Source organism: Serratia sp. LSHTC3 (assembly GCF_057197125.1).
In genome coordinates, this window is sequence record NZ_JBXUNP010000005.1 from 117972 (window position 1) to 133723 (window position 15752).

Annotated in this window: 16 protein-coding genes and 1 other RNA gene; 10 read left to right on the top strand and 7 right to left on the bottom strand. The window is 59.9% G+C overall.

The features are described from left to right. Positions 1 to 97: 97 nt before the first annotated feature. Entirely contained in the window at positions 98 to 1813 is a 1716-nt protein-coding gene (locus AC2CGI_RS18865) for an SgrR family transcriptional regulator (RefSeq protein WP_021504671.1), read from the bottom strand. A gap of 104 nt (positions 1814 to 1917) precedes the next feature. Between AC2CGI_RS18865 and cof the strand changes: the two genes are divergently transcribed. Beyond that, positions 1918 to 2742: an HMP-PP phosphatase gene (cof, locus tag AC2CGI_RS18870; RefSeq protein WP_021504670.1), complete on the top strand. Its 825-nt coding sequence runs from the start codon at positions 1918 to 1920 to the stop codon at positions 2740 to 2742. Between the two features lie 60 nt (positions 2743 to 2802). Here the strand turns inward: cof and AC2CGI_RS18875 are convergent, their stop codons facing one another. Then, positions 2803 to 3843, bottom strand: coding sequence for a PLP-dependent cysteine synthase family protein (locus AC2CGI_RS18875; protein ID WP_015376851.1), 1041 nt, complete (start codon positions 3841 to 3843; stop codon positions 2803 to 2805). A 122-nt stretch (positions 3844 to 3965) separates the two neighbouring features. Here AC2CGI_RS18875 and AC2CGI_RS18880 point away from each other — a divergent pair, with 122 nt between their 5' ends. The 5 genes from AC2CGI_RS18880 (at position 3966) to amtB (ending at position 10007) form a co-directional block, all read left to right on the top strand. Beyond that, complete coding sequence (locus AC2CGI_RS18880; RefSeq protein WP_004940330.1) at positions 3966 to 4427, top strand: Lrp/AsnC family transcriptional regulator; 462 nt, start codon at positions 3966 to 3968, stop codon at positions 4425 to 4427. A 92-nt stretch (positions 4428 to 4519) separates the two neighbouring features. Beyond that, positions 4520 to 6295: a multidrug efflux ABC transporter permease/ATP-binding subunit SmdA gene (gene smdA, locus AC2CGI_RS18885; protein ID WP_015376852.1), complete on the top strand. Its 1776-nt coding sequence runs from the start codon at positions 4520 to 4522 to the stop codon at positions 6293 to 6295. Then, on the top strand, positions 6288 to 8066 hold the full coding sequence (smdB, locus tag AC2CGI_RS18890) for a multidrug efflux ABC transporter permease/ATP-binding subunit SmdB (protein ID WP_015376853.1): 1779 nt from the start codon (positions 6288 to 6290) through the stop codon (positions 8064 to 8066). Before smdA ends, smdB begins: the two co-directional genes overlap by 8 nt. A gap of 279 nt (positions 8067 to 8345) precedes the next feature. Then, entirely contained in the window at positions 8346 to 8684 is a 339-nt protein-coding gene (gene glnK / locus AC2CGI_RS18895; RefSeq protein WP_004940327.1) for a P-II family nitrogen regulator, read from the top strand. Positions 8685 to 8720: 36 nt separating this feature from the next. Beyond that, complete coding sequence (amtB, locus tag AC2CGI_RS18900) at positions 8721 to 10007, top strand: ammonium transporter AmtB (protein ID WP_004940322.1); 1287 nt, start codon at positions 8721 to 8723, stop codon at positions 10005 to 10007. A gap of 90 nt (positions 10008 to 10097) precedes the next feature. On the opposite strand, the gene tesB is transcribed toward amtB, so the two are convergent. Next, positions 10098 to 10961, bottom strand: coding sequence for an acyl-CoA thioesterase II (tesB, locus tag AC2CGI_RS18905; RefSeq protein WP_015376854.1), 864 nt, complete (start codon positions 10959 to 10961; stop codon positions 10098 to 10100). Between the two features lie 231 nt (positions 10962 to 11192). Between tesB and AC2CGI_RS18910 the strand changes: the two genes are divergently transcribed. Further along, positions 11193 to 11684: a YbaY family lipoprotein gene (locus AC2CGI_RS18910; RefSeq protein ID WP_015376855.1), complete on the top strand. Its 492-nt coding sequence runs from the start codon at positions 11193 to 11195 to the stop codon at positions 11682 to 11684. A 64-nt stretch (positions 11685 to 11748) separates the two neighbouring features. Here the strand turns inward: AC2CGI_RS18910 and AC2CGI_RS18915 are convergent, their stop codons facing one another. Further along, entirely contained in the window at positions 11749 to 12063 is a 315-nt protein-coding gene (locus AC2CGI_RS18915) for an MGMT family protein (RefSeq protein WP_015376856.1), read from the bottom strand. A 156-nt stretch (positions 12064 to 12219) separates the two neighbouring features. Here AC2CGI_RS18915 and ffs point away from each other — a divergent pair. Further along, positions 12220 to 12316: signal recognition particle sRNA small type (ffs, locus tag AC2CGI_RS18920), an RNA gene on the top strand. 330 nt (positions 12317 to 12646) lie between these two features. Here the strand turns inward: ffs and AC2CGI_RS18925 are convergent. The 3 genes from AC2CGI_RS18925 to AC2CGI_RS18935 all read right to left on the bottom strand — a co-directional run bounded on the left by AC2CGI_RS18925 (position 12647) and on the right by AC2CGI_RS18935 (position 13780). Next, positions 12647 to 12850, bottom strand: coding sequence for an HHA domain-containing protein (locus tag AC2CGI_RS18925; RefSeq protein WP_004940313.1), 204 nt, complete (start codon positions 12848 to 12850; stop codon positions 12647 to 12649). Positions 12851 to 12899: 49 nt separating this feature from the next. Continuing rightward, a complete protein-coding gene (tomB, locus tag AC2CGI_RS18930) occupies positions 12900 to 13268 on the bottom strand; it encodes an Hha toxicity modulator TomB (RefSeq protein WP_004940312.1) in 369 nt (122 codons plus the stop codon). 158 nt (positions 13269 to 13426) lie between these two features. After that, entirely contained in the window at positions 13427 to 13780 is a 354-nt protein-coding gene (locus tag AC2CGI_RS18935) for a hypothetical protein (RefSeq protein ID WP_004940311.1), read from the bottom strand. A 402-nt stretch (positions 13781 to 14182) separates the two neighbouring features. Between AC2CGI_RS18935 and AC2CGI_RS18940 the strand changes: the two genes are divergently transcribed. Then, complete coding sequence (locus AC2CGI_RS18940) at positions 14183 to 14896, top strand: metal ABC transporter ATP-binding protein (protein ID WP_015376857.1); 714 nt, start codon at positions 14183 to 14185, stop codon at positions 14894 to 14896. Next, entirely contained in the window at positions 14893 to 15750 is an 858-nt protein-coding gene (locus AC2CGI_RS18945; RefSeq protein ID WP_015376858.1) for a metal ABC transporter permease, read from the top strand. The genes AC2CGI_RS18940 and AC2CGI_RS18945 overlap by 4 nt, the downstream gene beginning before the upstream one ends. Positions 15751 to 15752: the final 2 nt, after the last annotated feature.

A 15752-nucleotide genomic window follows, 5' to 3' on the forward strand; every position in this document is an offset into this window, starting at 1 on the left:
TTTGGCCTCTCCCGATACACATTCGGGCGGCAGGATAAAAATTGCGTTGCGGCGACAATAGTAGCAGAAAGGGCCGCCAGGCGCAGGGCGGTTCGGCTCAGGCCGGTGCATCGTCCACCGGCGGCGGCAGCCACGCCTGGCAAAAATCGAACCAGCCGTGGGCGGTCAGCGTGACGCCATGCATGCGCGGCGGCGCGCTGATCTGATACTGGTAGTGGAACAGCGGCGTGATGATGGCGGCGGCCATCAGCCGTTGATAATAGGCCTGCAGCCGTGCGAAACGCGGTTGCTGCGCCTGCAGCTGCTGGATCTGCCGCAGCGTATCCTGTTGCTGCTGCCAGCGGCTTTCCGTCAGGATGCCGCGCCACAGCGTATCCTGCCGCAGCCAGCTCTCCAGCGTCGCCTCCGGCGCTTCGCCGATCAGGTTGTCCGCCAGCAGCAGATCGGCCTGGGCGATCTGTTCCTCGCTTTGCCAGCGCTTGCCGGCATAGTAACGCACCTCCAGCTCGCAGCCGTGCTGCGCGAGCAACCGCTGTAGCGCGGCCGTCACCGTTTCCAGCTCGACCGGCGGCCGGTACAGCAGCGTCAGCCGGGCGGGCAGGGCGACATCCTCTTCGACCTGTTGGTGGGGGATGCGCCAGCCGGGCAGCATTTCATGGCTGGGGGTGATCACGCTGTTGGGGATCGGCAGATGGCTCAGCAGGCCGGACTGCTGGATCAGCATCAGCAGCTTTTGCCCCTGGGCTTCGTTCAGCACGCCGTGGCGCAGGTTCAGCGCCAGATAACACCAGCCCAGGCTCATGCTGCGCTGCACCGGCCGGGCCTGCGCCAAATCGTCTTGCTGGCCTATGGTGATGCGCACCGGATGCTGGCAACTGGTGTAGGTGCCGGCGGTAGGCAAATCGGGGGTGATCCAGTATTCGATGGTATCCAGATACGGATGCTGCAGATGATAACCGGCGTGCTGTTCCAGCCGCACCAGCTGCGGCTCATTCAGTGTCAGCTTGAACGGGCCGGCGCCGATGGCCGGCAGCTCAGGGTGAGTCATCAGGCAAGGCAGCTCCGCCAGCCGGTGGGCCAGCCAGTAGTCCGGCAGGTGTAGATCGAACTGAATGCACAACGGATGCGGCAGGCTGATGCGCGCGACGTTGGCCAGGCTCGGTTGGCTGCGCGGATGGCGCTGCAGTTTTTCCAGCGTTTGCAGCAGTTGGTGGCCGGTCAACGGTTCGCCGTTGTGCCAGCGCAGCTGGCTGCGCAGAAAGAAGCGCCAGCGCAGGCCGCGATCGCTAATCTGCCAATGGTGCGCCAGATCGGGCTGCGGTTCCGGGTTACCGGTCATCAGGCGCGTCAGTCCGGCGTGCAGGGTCGACACCAGATGTTGTTCGGCGCGGCCGGTCAATGTGAGCGGGTCGAGCGCTTCCAGCGTGCGGTAATAGGGAATGCGCAGCGTCGGGCTGCCGGCCTGCCATTGCCCGCCGAGGTGCGGGCTGAGCAGATCCTGCAGGTGCTGCGGATCGAGCTGCGCCATCTCCAGCGCTCCCTGATGATTGCCCTGTTGCAGCAGCTGTTGAAGCAGCTGCGCGCGCAGTTCATCCGGGGTTTTCAGGCAGTGCAGGCGAGCGCGCTTACCGCGGCCGGGCTGCGAATACCAGCTCAGCCAGCCCTGATCCTGCAGCTGCTGCACCAGCGTGCGGGCGTGCCGCTCGCTGCAGTAGAACATCGCCGCCAGCTCGCCGATGGTCACGGCGACCGGCGCGCTGCCGAGCTGTTGATACAGGCGTTGATATTGGCTGAGACGGTGAACCAGGCGCATGGGCAGAAATCCGGAACAGTTTTCTCAAATTTTTCACTATTACTTCCGCAAATACCATCCCATACTGCAGTGATTGTAATCGCGTTCACATTCATGAGGTCTTTATGTATCGCCTGGCAGCTTTTGATATGGACGGCACGCTGTTGATGCCGGATCACCGGGTTGGCCCGGAAACGCTGGCGGTGCTGAACCAGCTGGTGGAGCGGGAGATGGTGGTGACGTTCGCCACCGGGCGCCACTACCTCGATGCGCAACCGATCATGGCGCAACTGGGGCTGCAGGGGTACCTGATCACCGGCAACGGCACGCGGGTATATGACAACCGTGGCCAACAGCTGCACGCCACCGACCTGCCGGCGGCGGTGGCCGAAGAGGTGCTGCATCATCATTGGCGCACCCGCGCCAGCATGCATGTATTCCGCGACGAAGGTTGGCTGACCGAGTTTCCCGTGCCGGAAGAGATGCTGCGGGCGCATCACCTGAGCGGTTTTCGTTTTCAACTGGCCGATGTGCGCCGTCTGCCGGCGTTCGGCAACAGCAAGGTGTGCTTTGTCGCGCCACATGAGGAGTTGCTGGCGTTGCAGGTGCAGCTGCGGGCGCAATTGGGCGATGAGGCAGACCTGTGCTTTTCCGCCTACGACTGTTTGGAGGTGCTGCCGCTCGGTTGCAACAAAGGCACGGCGCTGGAGCGGCTGAGCCGTTATCTGGGGCTGACGATGGCCGACTGCATGGCGTTCGGCGACGCGATGAACGACAAAGAGATGCTGGGAGCGGTGGGGCACGGCGTGGTGATGGGCAACGCCCTGCCGCAGCTGAAATCCCTGCTGCCGCAGCTACCGGTTATCGGCCATTGCCAACAACAGGCGGTGGCTCACTATTTACAACATTGGCTGCGTTCACCTTGCCTCACCTATTCCCCCGAAGAATGAGGTTCTCCTTACAGCCAGCCGGGTATGACTACCCGGCTTTTTTTTACCCGAAGCCTGGCGTTACAAATCCGCCAGCTGCGCGAGATACGGCTGCAGATCGCCGATGTTGTTGCTGACCCATTCCGGGTTGTAATAGGTATCCAGATAACGCTCGCCGCTGTCGCACAGCAGGGTGACGATCGACCCTTGCTCGCCGTTTTCCCGCATCTGCTTCGCCAACTGCAGCGCACCCCAAACGTTGGTGCCGGTAGAGGCGCCAACCTTGCGGCCCAGCACGCCTTCCAGCCAGTGAATGGTGGCGACGCTGGCGGCATCCGGCACGCGCAGCATGTTGTCGACCACCGACGGGATGAACGACGGCTCGGCGCGCGGGCGGCCGATGCCTTCGATACGGCTGCCGCAGCTGCCGATCAGGGTGCGATCGCCGTGGTGGAAGCAGTCATAGAACACCGAGTTTTCCGGATCGACCACCGTCAATTGGGTGTCGTGCCCCTGATAGCGGATGTAGCGACCCAGCGTGGCAGAGGTGCCGCCGGTGCCGGCGCTCATCACGATGTGTTTCGGCACCGGGAAAGGTTCGCGCGCCATCTGGCGGAAGATGCTGTCGGCGATGTTGTTGTTGCCGCGCCAGTCGGTGGCGCGCTCGGCGTAGGTGAACTGATCCATATAGTGGCCGTTCAGCTCTTTCGCCAGCTGTTCGGAGGCAGCGTAGATTTGGGCGGCATGATCGACGAAGTGACAGCGGCCGCCGTAAAAGGCGATCTGTTCCACCTTGCGGCGCGCGGTGCAGGACGGCATTACCGCGATGAACGGCAGGCCGATCAGACGGGCGAAGTAGGCTTCGGACACCGCGGTGCTGCCGGACGAGGCCTCGATGATGGTGGTGTTCTCGGTGATCCAGCCGTTGCACAGGCCATAAAGGAACAGCGAGCGCGCCAGGCGGTGTTTCAGGCTGCCGGTCGGGTGGGTGCTCTCGTCTTTCAGGTACAGGCAGATGCCGGGAAACGCCGGCAGGTTCAGGCGAATCAGGTGCGTATCGGCGGAGCGCTGAAAATCCGCTTCTATTTCACCGATAGCATATTTTACCCAAGAGTTTGTCATGATATGGCCTCAGAATAGGGGGCTGGTTTATGGCGTAGCATAGCCTGTCGGCGGGAAAAAAGGATTGCCATTTTCCCTGTTTAATCGCCTAATGGGAGAAAATTTTTCTCCGGGTGGCCGCTATGTTAGATAAAACAGACCGTAAGCTGCTGTGCATGCTGCAGCAAGATTGCACCCAGTCGCTGCAGGCGCTGGCCGATGCGGTTAATTTGACCTCTACGCCATGCTGGAAGCGCCTGAAGCGTCTGGAAGACGAAGGCTATATCCGCGGCCGGGTGGCCTTGCTGGATAACGAAAAGCTCGGGCTGGGGCTGACGGCGTTCGTGTTGATCAAGACCCAGCAGCACAGCAGCGAGTGGTATCAGGCGTTTGTGCAGCTGACCAGCCAGATGCCCGAGGTGCTGGCGTTCTACCGGATGGCGGGGGAGTACGACTACCTTATGCAGGTCGAAGTGGCGGACATGAAAAGCTACGACGGCTTTTATAAGCGCCTGGTGAACGGCGTACCGGGCCTTATTGACGTCACCTCGAGCTTTGCCATGGAAAAAATCAAATACACCACTGCGCTGCCGGTGCCGGAGTGAAAAGTTAACCGGACGGGCGGCTCAACGGTGGTATCCTGCTCTGCTGAAGCAGAAAAAGAGACAAATCCCATAAAATCCTGGAATCAAACTGCGTGAGATTATTTGCACAAATCGGCTGGTACTTCCGCCGGGAGTGGCGCCGCTACCTCGGGGCGGTGGTGCTGCTGATCGTCATCGCCATCCTGCAACTGTTGCCGCCTAAGCTGGTCGGCATCATCGTGGATGGCGTCACCGAAAAACAGATGTCCACCGGCGTGCTGTTGGCCTGGCTCGGGCTGATGATCGGCACCGCGATAGTCGTTTACCTGCTGCGCTATGTGTGGCGGGTGCTGCTGTTCGGCGCTTCCTACCAGCTGGCGGTCGAACTGCGCGAAAACTTTTACCGCCAGCTCAGCCGACAAAACCCGGCGTTCTACCTGCGCCATCGCACCGGCGACCTGATGGCGCGCGCCACCAACGATGTGGATCGCGTGGTGTTCGCCGCCGGTGAAGGCGTGCTGACGTTGGTGGATTCGCTGGTGATGGGGGTGGTGGTGCTGGTGGTGATGAGCACCCAAATCAGCTGGCAGCTGACGGTGTTGGCGTTAATCCCGATGCCGCTGATGGCGATCGCCATCAAATATTACGGCGACCAGCTGCACCAGCGCTTTAAATCGGCGCAGGCGGCGTTTTCCAGCCTGAACGATCAGGCGCAGGAAAGCATGACCAGCATCCGCATGATCAAGGCCTTCGGGCTGGAAGATCACCAATCCAACCGTTTCGCCGACGTCGCGGCGCAGACCGGGGCCAAGAACATGCACGTGGCGCGGGTGGATGCGCGCTTCGATCCGACCATTTATATCGCCATCGGCGCCTCTAACCTGTTGGCTATCGGCGGCGGCAGCTGGATGGTAGTGAACGGTTCGCTGACGCTCGGGCAACTGACCAGCTTTGTGATGTACCTCGGCCTGATGATCTGGCCAATGCTGGCGCTGGCCTGGATGTTCAATATCGTCGAGCGCGGCAGCGCGGCCTACAGCCGCATCCGCAGCCTGCTCGACGAGGCGCCGGCGGTGCAGGATGGCCCGCAGGCGTTGCCGGCCGGGCGCGGCGTGCTGGAGGTGGATATCCGCGCGTTCCACTACCCGGAAAACCCGCATCCGGCGCTGCACGATGTGGCGCTGACGCTGAAACCAGGGCAAATGCTGGGGCTGTGCGGGCCGACCGGGGCCGGCAAATCGACGCTGCTGTCGCTGATCCAGCGCCAGTTCGACGTCGATCAAGGGCAGATCCGCTATCACGGCCTGCCGTTGCCGCAGGTCAAACTCGACGACTGGCGTTCGCGGCTGTCGGTGGTGAGCCAAACGCCGTTCCTGTTCTCCGATACCGTGGCGAACAACATCGCGCTGGGCCAGCCGGGGGCGACGCAGGCGCAGATTGAACAGGCGGCGCGGCTGGCCAGCGTCCATGAGGACATTCTGCGGCTGCCGCAGGGCTATGACACCGAGGTGGGCGAACGCGGCGTGATGCTGTCGGGCGGGCAGAAACAGCGCATCTCCATCGCGCGCGCGCTGCTGCTGGATGCGGAGATCCTGATCCTCGACGATGCGCTATCGGCGGTGGATGGCCGTACCGAACACCAGATCCTGCACAACCTGCGCAGCTGGGGGCAAGATCGCACGGTGATCATCAGCGCACACCGGCTGTCGGCATTAACCGAGGCCAGCGAAATCCTGGTGATGCAGCACGGCGGCGTGGCGCAGCGCGGCGATCCGGCAGCGCTGGCGGCACAGCCGGGCTGGTATCGCGATATGTACCGCTATCAGCAGCTGGAAGCGGCGCTGGACGAAGCGCCGGAAAACGGCGAGGAGGCGTTGGCCGATGAATAAAGTGCAAAAGCTGTGGCCGACGCTGAAGCGCCTGCTGGCCTACGGTTCGCCGTACCGCAAACCGTTGGGGGTGGCGGTGCTGATGCTGTGGGTGGCGGCGGCGGCGGAAGTCGCCGGGCCGATCCTGGTGAGCTATTTTATCGATAATTACGTCGCCAAAGGGCAACTGCCGCTGATGATCGTCGGCGGGCTGGCGGCGGCCTACATTCTGCTGGAGCTGCTGGCGGCGGCGCTGCATTACTTCCAGGCGCTGCTGTTCAATCAGGCGGCGGTAGGCGTGGTGCAGCGGCTGCGCACCGACGTGATGGACGCCGCGCTACGCCAGCCGCTCAGCGCCTTCGACACGCAACCGGTCGGGCAATTGATCTCGCGCGTCACCAACGACACCGAAGTGATCAAGGACCTGTACGTGATGGTGGTCTCCACGGTGCTGAAAAGCGCCGCGCTGATCGGCGCCATGCTGGTGGCGATGTTCAGCCTCGACTGGCGCATGGCGTTAGTGGCTATCTGCATCTTCCCGGCGGTGTTCGTGGTGATGGGCATCTATCAATATTACAGCACGCCGATTGTGCGCCGGGTGCGCAGTTATCTGGCGGACATCAACGACGGCTTCAACGAAGTGATCAACGGCATGGGCGTGATCCAGCAATTCCGCCAGCAGGTGCGCTTCGGCGAGCGCATGAGCGCCGCCAGCCAGTCGCACTATCTCGCGCGCATGCAGACGCTGCGGCTCGACGGTTTCCTGTTGCGGCCGCTGCTCAGCCTGTTTTCGGCGCTGGTGCTGTGCGGTTTGCTGATGTTGTTCGGCTTCAGCGGTGAAGGCGTGATTGGCGTCGGCGTACTCTATGCCTTCATCAACTACCTGGGGCGTTTGAACGAACCGTTGATCGAGCTGACGTCACAACAGTCGATCCTGCAGCAGGCGGTGGTGGCCGGCGAACGCATTTTCGAACTGATGGATCGCAGCCAGCAGAGTTACGGTACCGACGATAGTCCGTTGGCCGGCGGCCGCATCGACATCACCGATCTGAGCTTCGCTTACCGCGCGGACAAAAAGGTGCTGCAGCATATTTCTCTGTCGGTGCCGTCGCGCGGCTTCGTGGCGCTGGTCGGGCACACCGGCAGCGGCAAGAGCACCTTGGCCAACCTGCTGATGGGTTATTACCCGGTCAGCGAGGGAGAAGTGCGTCTCGATGGCCGCCCGATCTCCAGCTTGTCGCACCGCACGCTGCGCCAGGGCGTGGCGATGGTGCAGCAGGATCCGGTGGTGATCGCCGATTCGGTGCTGGCCAACGTCACGTTGGGGCGCAATATCGAGGAAGACGCCGTTTGGCGAGCGCTGGAAACGGTGCAGCTGGCGGATCTGGTGCGTGGCTTCCCGCAGGGTATTCACACCCGACTGGGGGAGCAGGGCAATAACCTGTCGGTTGGGCAGAAACAGCTGCTGGCGATGGCGCGGGTCTTGGTGCAGGCGCCGCAGATCCTGATCCTCGACGAGGCGACCGCCAATATCGACTCGGGCACCGAGCAGGCTATCCAGCGGGCGCTGCGCGTGATCCGCGAGCACACCACGCTGGTGGTGATCGCTCACCGCCTCTCGACCATCGTCGATGCCGATTCCATTCTGGTGCTGCATCGCGGCCAGGCGGTGGAGCAGGGCAACCATCAGCAGCTGCTGGCGCAGCAGGGGCGCTACTACCAGATGTATCAGCTGCAGCTGGCGGGCGAGCAGTTGGCGGAAGCGGTGCGCGAGGAGAGCCAACCCGCCTGATCCCACGGGCCGCGATCGCGGCCCTTATTTTTCCCAACGCACCACAAGCAGGCAACTCCGCCAGGCTACGCCCCCTTTCTGCACTTTTTCGACGCGACACGCACCAAATCAGTGCGCATTATTTAACCCATTCAAGGTATCGGTACTGCGCCGCGCCGCGGCGGCGCCCGCGTGCCCGCTAATCCGCTGAATCGCCATGCAAAATAAAATTTGGCACAGCCCTTGCTACATATGACGCGTACCAGGGGTGAGTTTGGGCTTAATTCGTGGAGGGGCAATATGAAGCTGGTGACCGTGGTAATCAAACCGTTCAAGCTGGAGGACGTGCGCGAGGCCTTGTCCTCCGTGGGTATTCAGGGGTTGACCGTAACCGAAGTGAAGGGCTTTGGCCGCCAGAAGGGGCACGCCGAGCTGTATCGCGGCGCCGAATATAACGTCAATTTCCTGCCCAAGGTCAAAATCGATATCGCCATCGCCGACGATCAGTTGGATGAAGTGGTTGATGTGATTAGCAAAGCCGCCTACACAGGCAAAATCGGCGACGGCAAAATTTTCGTTGCCGAGTTGCAACGTGTGATCCGCATTCGCACCGGCGAAACCGACGAATCGGCACTGTAACCGCGAACTCAGTTAAGTGATGGGGATGGATTGATAATGAAAAGACTGTTATCCATGTTGGGCCTGAGTTCGGTAACCCTGGTTCCTTCTTTGGCCCTGGCCGCCCCGGCGGTCGCTGATAAGGCCGACAACGCCTTTATGATGATCTGCACCGCGTTGGTGCTGTTCATGACGCTGCCGGGCATCGCGCTGTTTTACGGTGGCTTGCTGCGCGGCAAAAACGTGCTGTCGATGCTGACGCAGGTCACCGTCACCTTCGCGCTGGTCTGCGTGCTGTGGGTGTTGTATGGCTATAGCCTGGCGTTCAGCGAGGGCAATGCGGTGTTCGGCGGGTTCGAAACGGCGATGCTGAAAGGCATCGGCATCGACAGCGTCACCGGCAGCATCAGCCAAATGATCCACGTCGCCTTCCAGGCCTCCTTCGCCTGTATCACCGTGGCGCTGGTGGTGGGTGGCTTCGCCGAACGCATTCGCTTCTCGGCGGTGCTGATCTTCGCGATCCTCTGGTTCACGCTGTCTTATCTGCCGATCGCGCACATGGTGTGGGGCGGCGGTTACCTGGCCGCCGACGGCGCCTTGGACTTCGCCGGTGGCACCGTGGTGCACATCAACGCCGCCAGCGCCGGGTTGATCGGCGCCTACCTGATTGGCAAGCGCGCCGGCTTCGGTAAAGAGGCCTTCAAACCGCACAACCTGCCGATGGTGTTTACCGGGGCGTCCATCCTGTATATCGGCTGGTTCGGCTTCAATGCCGGTTCCGCCAGCGCGGCCAACGGCATTGCGGCTCTGGCATTCCTCAACACCGTGGTTGCCACTGCGGGCGCCATTCTCTCCTGGACCTTCGCCGAGTGGGTGCTGCGCGGCAAGCCTTCATTGCTGGGCGCCTGCTCCGGCATGATCGCCGGGCTGGTAGCAGTGACGCCGGCGGCGGGCACCGTGGGCGTGGGCGGGGCGTTGATCATCGGTCTGGTGGGCGGCGTCGCCGGCCTGTGGGGCGTCGTGACGCTGAAAAAATGGCTGAAAGTGGACGACACCTGCGACGTGTTCGGTGTGCACGGGGTGTGCGGCATCGTCGGCTGCCTGTTGACCGGGGTGTTCACCGCCTCTTCACTGGGCGGCACCGGTTACGCCGAAGGGGTGACGATGGGCCATCAGGTCTGGATCCAACTGGTGAGCGTGCTGATCACGCTGGTGTGGTCGAGCGTCGCCGCCTTTATCGCCTTCAAGATCGCGGGCGCCATGGTTGGATTGAGAGTGCCGGAGGAGCAGGAACGCGAGGGGCTGGACGTCAACAGCCACGGCGAGAGCGCCTACAACCAGTAAGGCTCAAAGCAGGGCAGTGCGCTAAAGACTAAAATAATGATGAAGCCAAAAGGGGCGATGGAAACATCGCCCCTTTCTTTATGCTTCGGATCAGGCGTCGCGTTGGCGAATCACCCCTTCCTGCACGGTGGTGGCGACCAGTACGCCGTCGCGGGTATAAATCTGGCCGCGTACAAAGCCACGTGCGCCGGAGGCAGAGGAGCTCTCCACCGCGTACAGCAGCCAGTCATCCATGCGGAACGGACGGTGGAACCACATTGAGTGGTCAATGGTAGCCACCTGCATGCCCGGCTCGAGGAAGCCGACGCCGTGCGGCTGCAGCGCCGTCGGCAGGAAGTTAAAGTCCGACGCGTAGCCCAGCAGATATTGGTGGATGCGCTGATCGTCCGGCATGCTGCCGTTGGCGCGGAACCACACGTAGCGATGCGGTTCTTCCACGCTGCCTTTCAGCGGGTTATGGAATTTCACCGGGCGCATTTCGATCGGCTTCTGGCCGATAAATTTTTCGCGCACTTTTTCCGGCAGCATATGCGCCAGCTTCTGGGCGATCTCTGACTCAGACAGCAGCCCTTCCGGCGGCGGCACGTCCGGCATCTGGTTCTGGTGCTCGAAACCTTCTTCCGGGCTCTGGAAGGAGGCGGTCATATAGAAGATAGGTTTGCCGTGCTGGATGGCGCTGACGCGACGGGCGCTGAAGCTGTTGCCGTCGCGCAGGGTTTCCACGTCGTAAACGATAGGCTTGCTGCTGTCGCCCGGGCGCAGGAAGTAACTGTGGAACGAATGCACGCTGCGTTCGTCCGGCACCGTCTGTTTGGCGGCGTACAACGCCTGGCCGACCACCTGCCCGCCGAACACCTGGCGCAGCCCCAGATCTTCACTCTGACCGCGGAACAACCCTTCTTCGATTTTCTCCAGATCCAGCAGATCGAGGAGGTTTTGCAATGCCTGGCTCATAAAGTTGTTACCTTTCTAATAATCATTTTGCGCAGTGTGCGGAATATCACGGCGCGGCGTCAACATTTTGCGTTAAGGGGCCGATGAGAATGCTCTTAATCATGGACGCCTTGGGCTGTTTAAGTGATTAATAGGCGGGGTAAAGTGGATTTATCAGTGTTTTGTGCTAGGTTTAATAGGTGAGGTGGTGAAAGCCACCAACATGTTGATAATAAAAAAGGAGACCGATCCATGAAACTCTGGCAAATCGTAGGCGGTGCCGCGGCACTGACGATCACGCTGGCAGGATGCGCGCAAAAGAGTGCCGATGTGCCTACACAGACGGCCGGTAACCCGGCGGCTGCGCAAACGCAGATTCAGGGCCCGGCGGTGACAGGTTCGGTTAATATACGTCAGCGCATTGCGCTGCCGCCGGACGCCGTACTGACGGTCACCCTCTCTGACGCTTCGCTGGCAGATGCGCCGTCCAAAGTGATTGCACAGCGCGCGGTGCGTACTGAAGGACAGCAGGCGCCATTCAGCTTTACGCTGCCGTACAACCCGTCCGACATCCAACCGAATGCGCGCATCATTCTGAGCGCAGCGGTGACGGTCAACGGGCGCCTGATGTTCATTACCGACACCATCCAGGAAGTGGTTAACCGCAACGGCACCCGCGCCGATCTGCTGCTGGTTCCGGTGCAGGGCGTGCCGATGCAGGCTGCGCCAACCGCCATGCAGTAAACTTACTGCGGTACAGCAAGATGAAATCAACAGCCTTTGCGCTTCGGCCAAAGGCTGTTTTGTTTTACCAGCGCCAGCCGTAGCGTTCGAAATCGACCGTGCTGTGCGGGCCGAAAATTATCCCCTCCGCTAGCAGTGCCTGCCGTTGCCGTTGAAAATCCTCCCCCTGCTGCGAGATCTGTCCGTGGCGGTTGATCACCCGGTGCCAGGGCAGCGTGCTGCCTTCCGGCAAACGCCGCAGCACGCCGCCAACCTGACGCGCGGCGCGCGGCGAGCCGGCCAGCCGGGCGACTTCACCGTAAGTGGTGACTTTGCCGTAAGGAATGGCGGCCACGATATGGAAAACCCGCTGGCTGAAAGAGGCGTCTTCTGGTTGCATATTGCTGTTCCTGCGCGAATCAAAATCCAGGCGAAGAGTGTGCCACAATGCAGGTGGGCAAGAAAACAGCGGTTGGCCCCGGTTGGCTTGCTATTTGGTGGGGCATCGCCGATAATGCCCACCGCTTCGGAGTACAGAAGCCGTCAATGGGGGCCCTGTTGGTTCTCCCGCAACACTAACTTGTGAACTCGGTCAGGTCCGGAAGGAAGCAGCCGCAGCAGGTGACGTGTGTGCCGGGATGTAGCTGGCAGGGTCCCCACCCATTTGGGCTTCGCCAATCCGCGCTTTTGCCACCTCTCCTCCACGTATCTATTATCCATTTCTGTCATCAGGCAGAGCGACACGCATTTCTTTTCTTCCCGCCTTCAATTCTTTTGGATAATGAATTAGCGGTTCTGGGGAGCGGGCACAGTGAGGCGGGCGATGAGATAACCTGTCTCGATTAAAAAAGAAAATTGTTTCCGCGCAATATTATTATCGGAAGAGGGAACGCAAGTGAAGTTTTACTGTCAATAGGAAAAGTACGTATTCAACTTGAACATTGAAGCCGATAAAAGCATCGGCTCAACGCGTTGGGGGCTGATTATCTGACATATTTCCAAACGGAGGTGGGGATTTTGTCATACAGTTTGTTCATGGTGAGCTCTGCCAGACGATGATCTGCCGCTGAGTAAAACAGCTCCAGTTCATCATCGGAAAGCTCGTACTTATTTTTCTCAATAACACGTTCGAGAGTATCAATCGTGGTGCATTTACGTAAACGCATCAGATAGTCGGTTTTAGTCATGGTGGCCTTTAGTTTAATAACCGTAAAATAGCTTGGGAATAATTATCCCCTAAGTTTTCATTGTCGTACAGATGTCCTCTCCTGAGAACATTCTGAATAATCTCGCCTTGGTTTTTTGCCAGCGGCGCAGGTCGGAATCATTGATACCATAGCTGCTGAACAGCGTATAGGTATCGTCGAGATATTCTTCGACTAACTCCGACAGGTCAGATTCGTCCATGTATTTAATTTTATAACTCATCACAAACGAAGCGATATGTTCGATCAACTCATTAAGCTGCAGGTTGACGGAGGACGTCGGATCGTTGACCCACCCATGATGACTGTCTCCCAGGGTAGCGATACCTTCATCATACAAATTTTCGCACAAGAATTTGAGCTGAGCAATGTCGTGTCGCTTAGGCGAATACTCATCCATATCATCCCCTCCGTAAGTCTTAATTGCGGTGTGATAACACTATGTGAGTAAGCTGATTTACATCATGAACGGAGGCAGCTTAACGGTGGTTAAATAAACTTCCCGTAAAATGAATATAAATCATTTTTTCGCGTTTGGCCTGTAGTTATTACTTAAACTTACAATTCATCCGCAGTTGATGGGCGTGAGTTATCAATGATGTCGAAGATTAAACCCCGCGCCGTCACTCGAAACCGGACGCTGTCGTTGATGATATCTTCGCTGTTGATATCCAGGCAGGCATTAAAAATGCCCCACTTATAACGATAACTCATTGAATAATCGCTGTCACCTTGCTGCACTATATCAAGTATTTCTAATGAATCTTCGGCATAGCGTGCGCTTTCAGAATAAAAGCTGAGTCCGCTGGTCAGCGCCGGCACTAACTCCGCAATATTGTCATGAACCACTTTCTTTAATTTTTTAACAGAAAGTGCGTTGACGTCCAGGTTACAGGCAAGGGTAACAAGCATTAATCTCGGCCAACAACAATGTTATCTGCTTATCTTACTCCTTTTCCGCCCTCGTCGGTAAATTTTTCGATTTACCGCTGTTCTTTACCTTACGCCAACATTCCAACCGAATGGAAATATCCCTGGGTTTTGTAAGGGGGCGGGGGGAGATCCGCTGTGCGAGGGATTGTTACGTTCCGTTGCATTATTGTCGCGCCATAGCTTGAGCTACGGCAGTTGTTGTGATGTTATATTATAACTTCTACCCATCATTTTGGTCATCACATTGATTCCCACTTCACGACATGGCGCCGCGTCGTCACTGAATTCGTTGTTCACCACCTCCGCCGCCACGCGTTGTGCGGGGGCCGTTGTGCTGCTGGCTCTGCTGTGGCTCGGCATCTTTTGGGCGGTATCGCTGCCATGATCATCCTGCGTCAGCTGATGCTAGGCTATGGCGCCACGCCGCTTTTCCCGCCGCTGAGCGGGCAGTTTACCGCAGGCTCGTTAACCGCGGTGGTGGGCGTCAATGGGGCCGGAAAATCGACATTGCTGAAAACGCTCGCCGGTTTGTTGCCGCCGATGGGCGGCAGCCTGAATTTCAGTGGCGGAAAGCCGCCGCGCAGAGCTTACTTACCGCAGCAGGCGGAGCTGGATCGGCAGTTCCCGATCGCGGTAAGCGATCTGGTGGCGATGGGATGTTGGCCGCAAAGCGGCATGTTCGGCGGTATGAACCAGCATGCGGCGAGCCAGGTTAATGAGGCGCTGGCGAGCGTCGGCATGAGTGTGCTGGCGCACAGCCCGGTGGGCGAGCTCTCCGGCGGCCAGCTGCAGCGGGTATTGTTTGCGCGCCTGCTGGTCCAACAGGCGCCGCTGATCCTGCTGGATGAACCTTTTACCGGCATCGACAGCGCCACCACGCAAATTTTGCTGCAGGTGATTGCGCAGCTGCACCGGCAGGGGAGAACGGTGATCGCCGTGCTGCACGATATGTCGATGGTTGCCGAGCATTTTCCGCAGGCGCTGTTGCTGACGCCGCAGGCTTGCCACTGGGGCGCGGCCGAGCGGGTGCTGGAGCAGGTGCCGAGGTATCACGCCGCCGAACGGCAGCCGGATCTGCGGGCGGTGGTGCCATGATGCTGTGGCATGCGCTTATCGATCCTTTCCTCTCTTTCGGTTTTATGCGTCGCGCGCTCATGGCGTGCCTGGCGTTGTCGCTCAGCGCCGCCCCGCTGGGCGTGTTTCTGCTGCTGCGCCGCATGAGTCTGGTAGGGGATGCATTGTCCCACGCGGTGTTGCCCGGCGCGGCGATCGGCTATCTGATGTCCGGCATGTCGCTGGTGGCGATGGGCGTGGGTGGCTTTATCGCCGGGCTGGCGGTAGCGATGCTGTCCGGCCTGGTGAGCCGCCGCACGCCGCTGAAAGAGGACGCCAGCTTCGCCGGATTCTATCTGGGCTCACTGGCGCTGGGGGTCACGCTGGTCTCGTTGCGTGGTTCCAGCGTGGATCTGCTGCACGTGTTGTTCGGTTCGATCCTGGCGGTGGATGCGCAGGCGATGCTGATGGTCGGTGCTATCGCCTCGGTTTCGCTGCTGGCGCTGGCGGCGCTGTACCGCGCGCTGGTTATCGAATCCTTCGACGTCACTTTCCTGCGGGTTAACGCGCCGCGCCGGTTGGCGCTGATCCACGGCCTGTTTTTGGCGCTGGTGGTGGTCAATCTGGTGGCGGGATTCCAGATCCTCGGCACCCTGATGTCGGTTGGGTTAATGATGTTGCCCGCCGCCAGCGCGCGCTTCTGGGCGCGCAATCTGCCGCAGACGCTGGCGACGGCGATGGGCATCGGCGCGCTTTCCAGTCTGATTGGGCTGGTGTGGTCCTATCACGCTTCGCTTCCCGCCGGCCCGGCGATCGTGCTCAGCGCCAGCATCCTCTTTTTTGTCTCGATCCTGTTTGGAACGCGCGGAGGCATTTACGCCTTTGCGCGCCGTTGAGA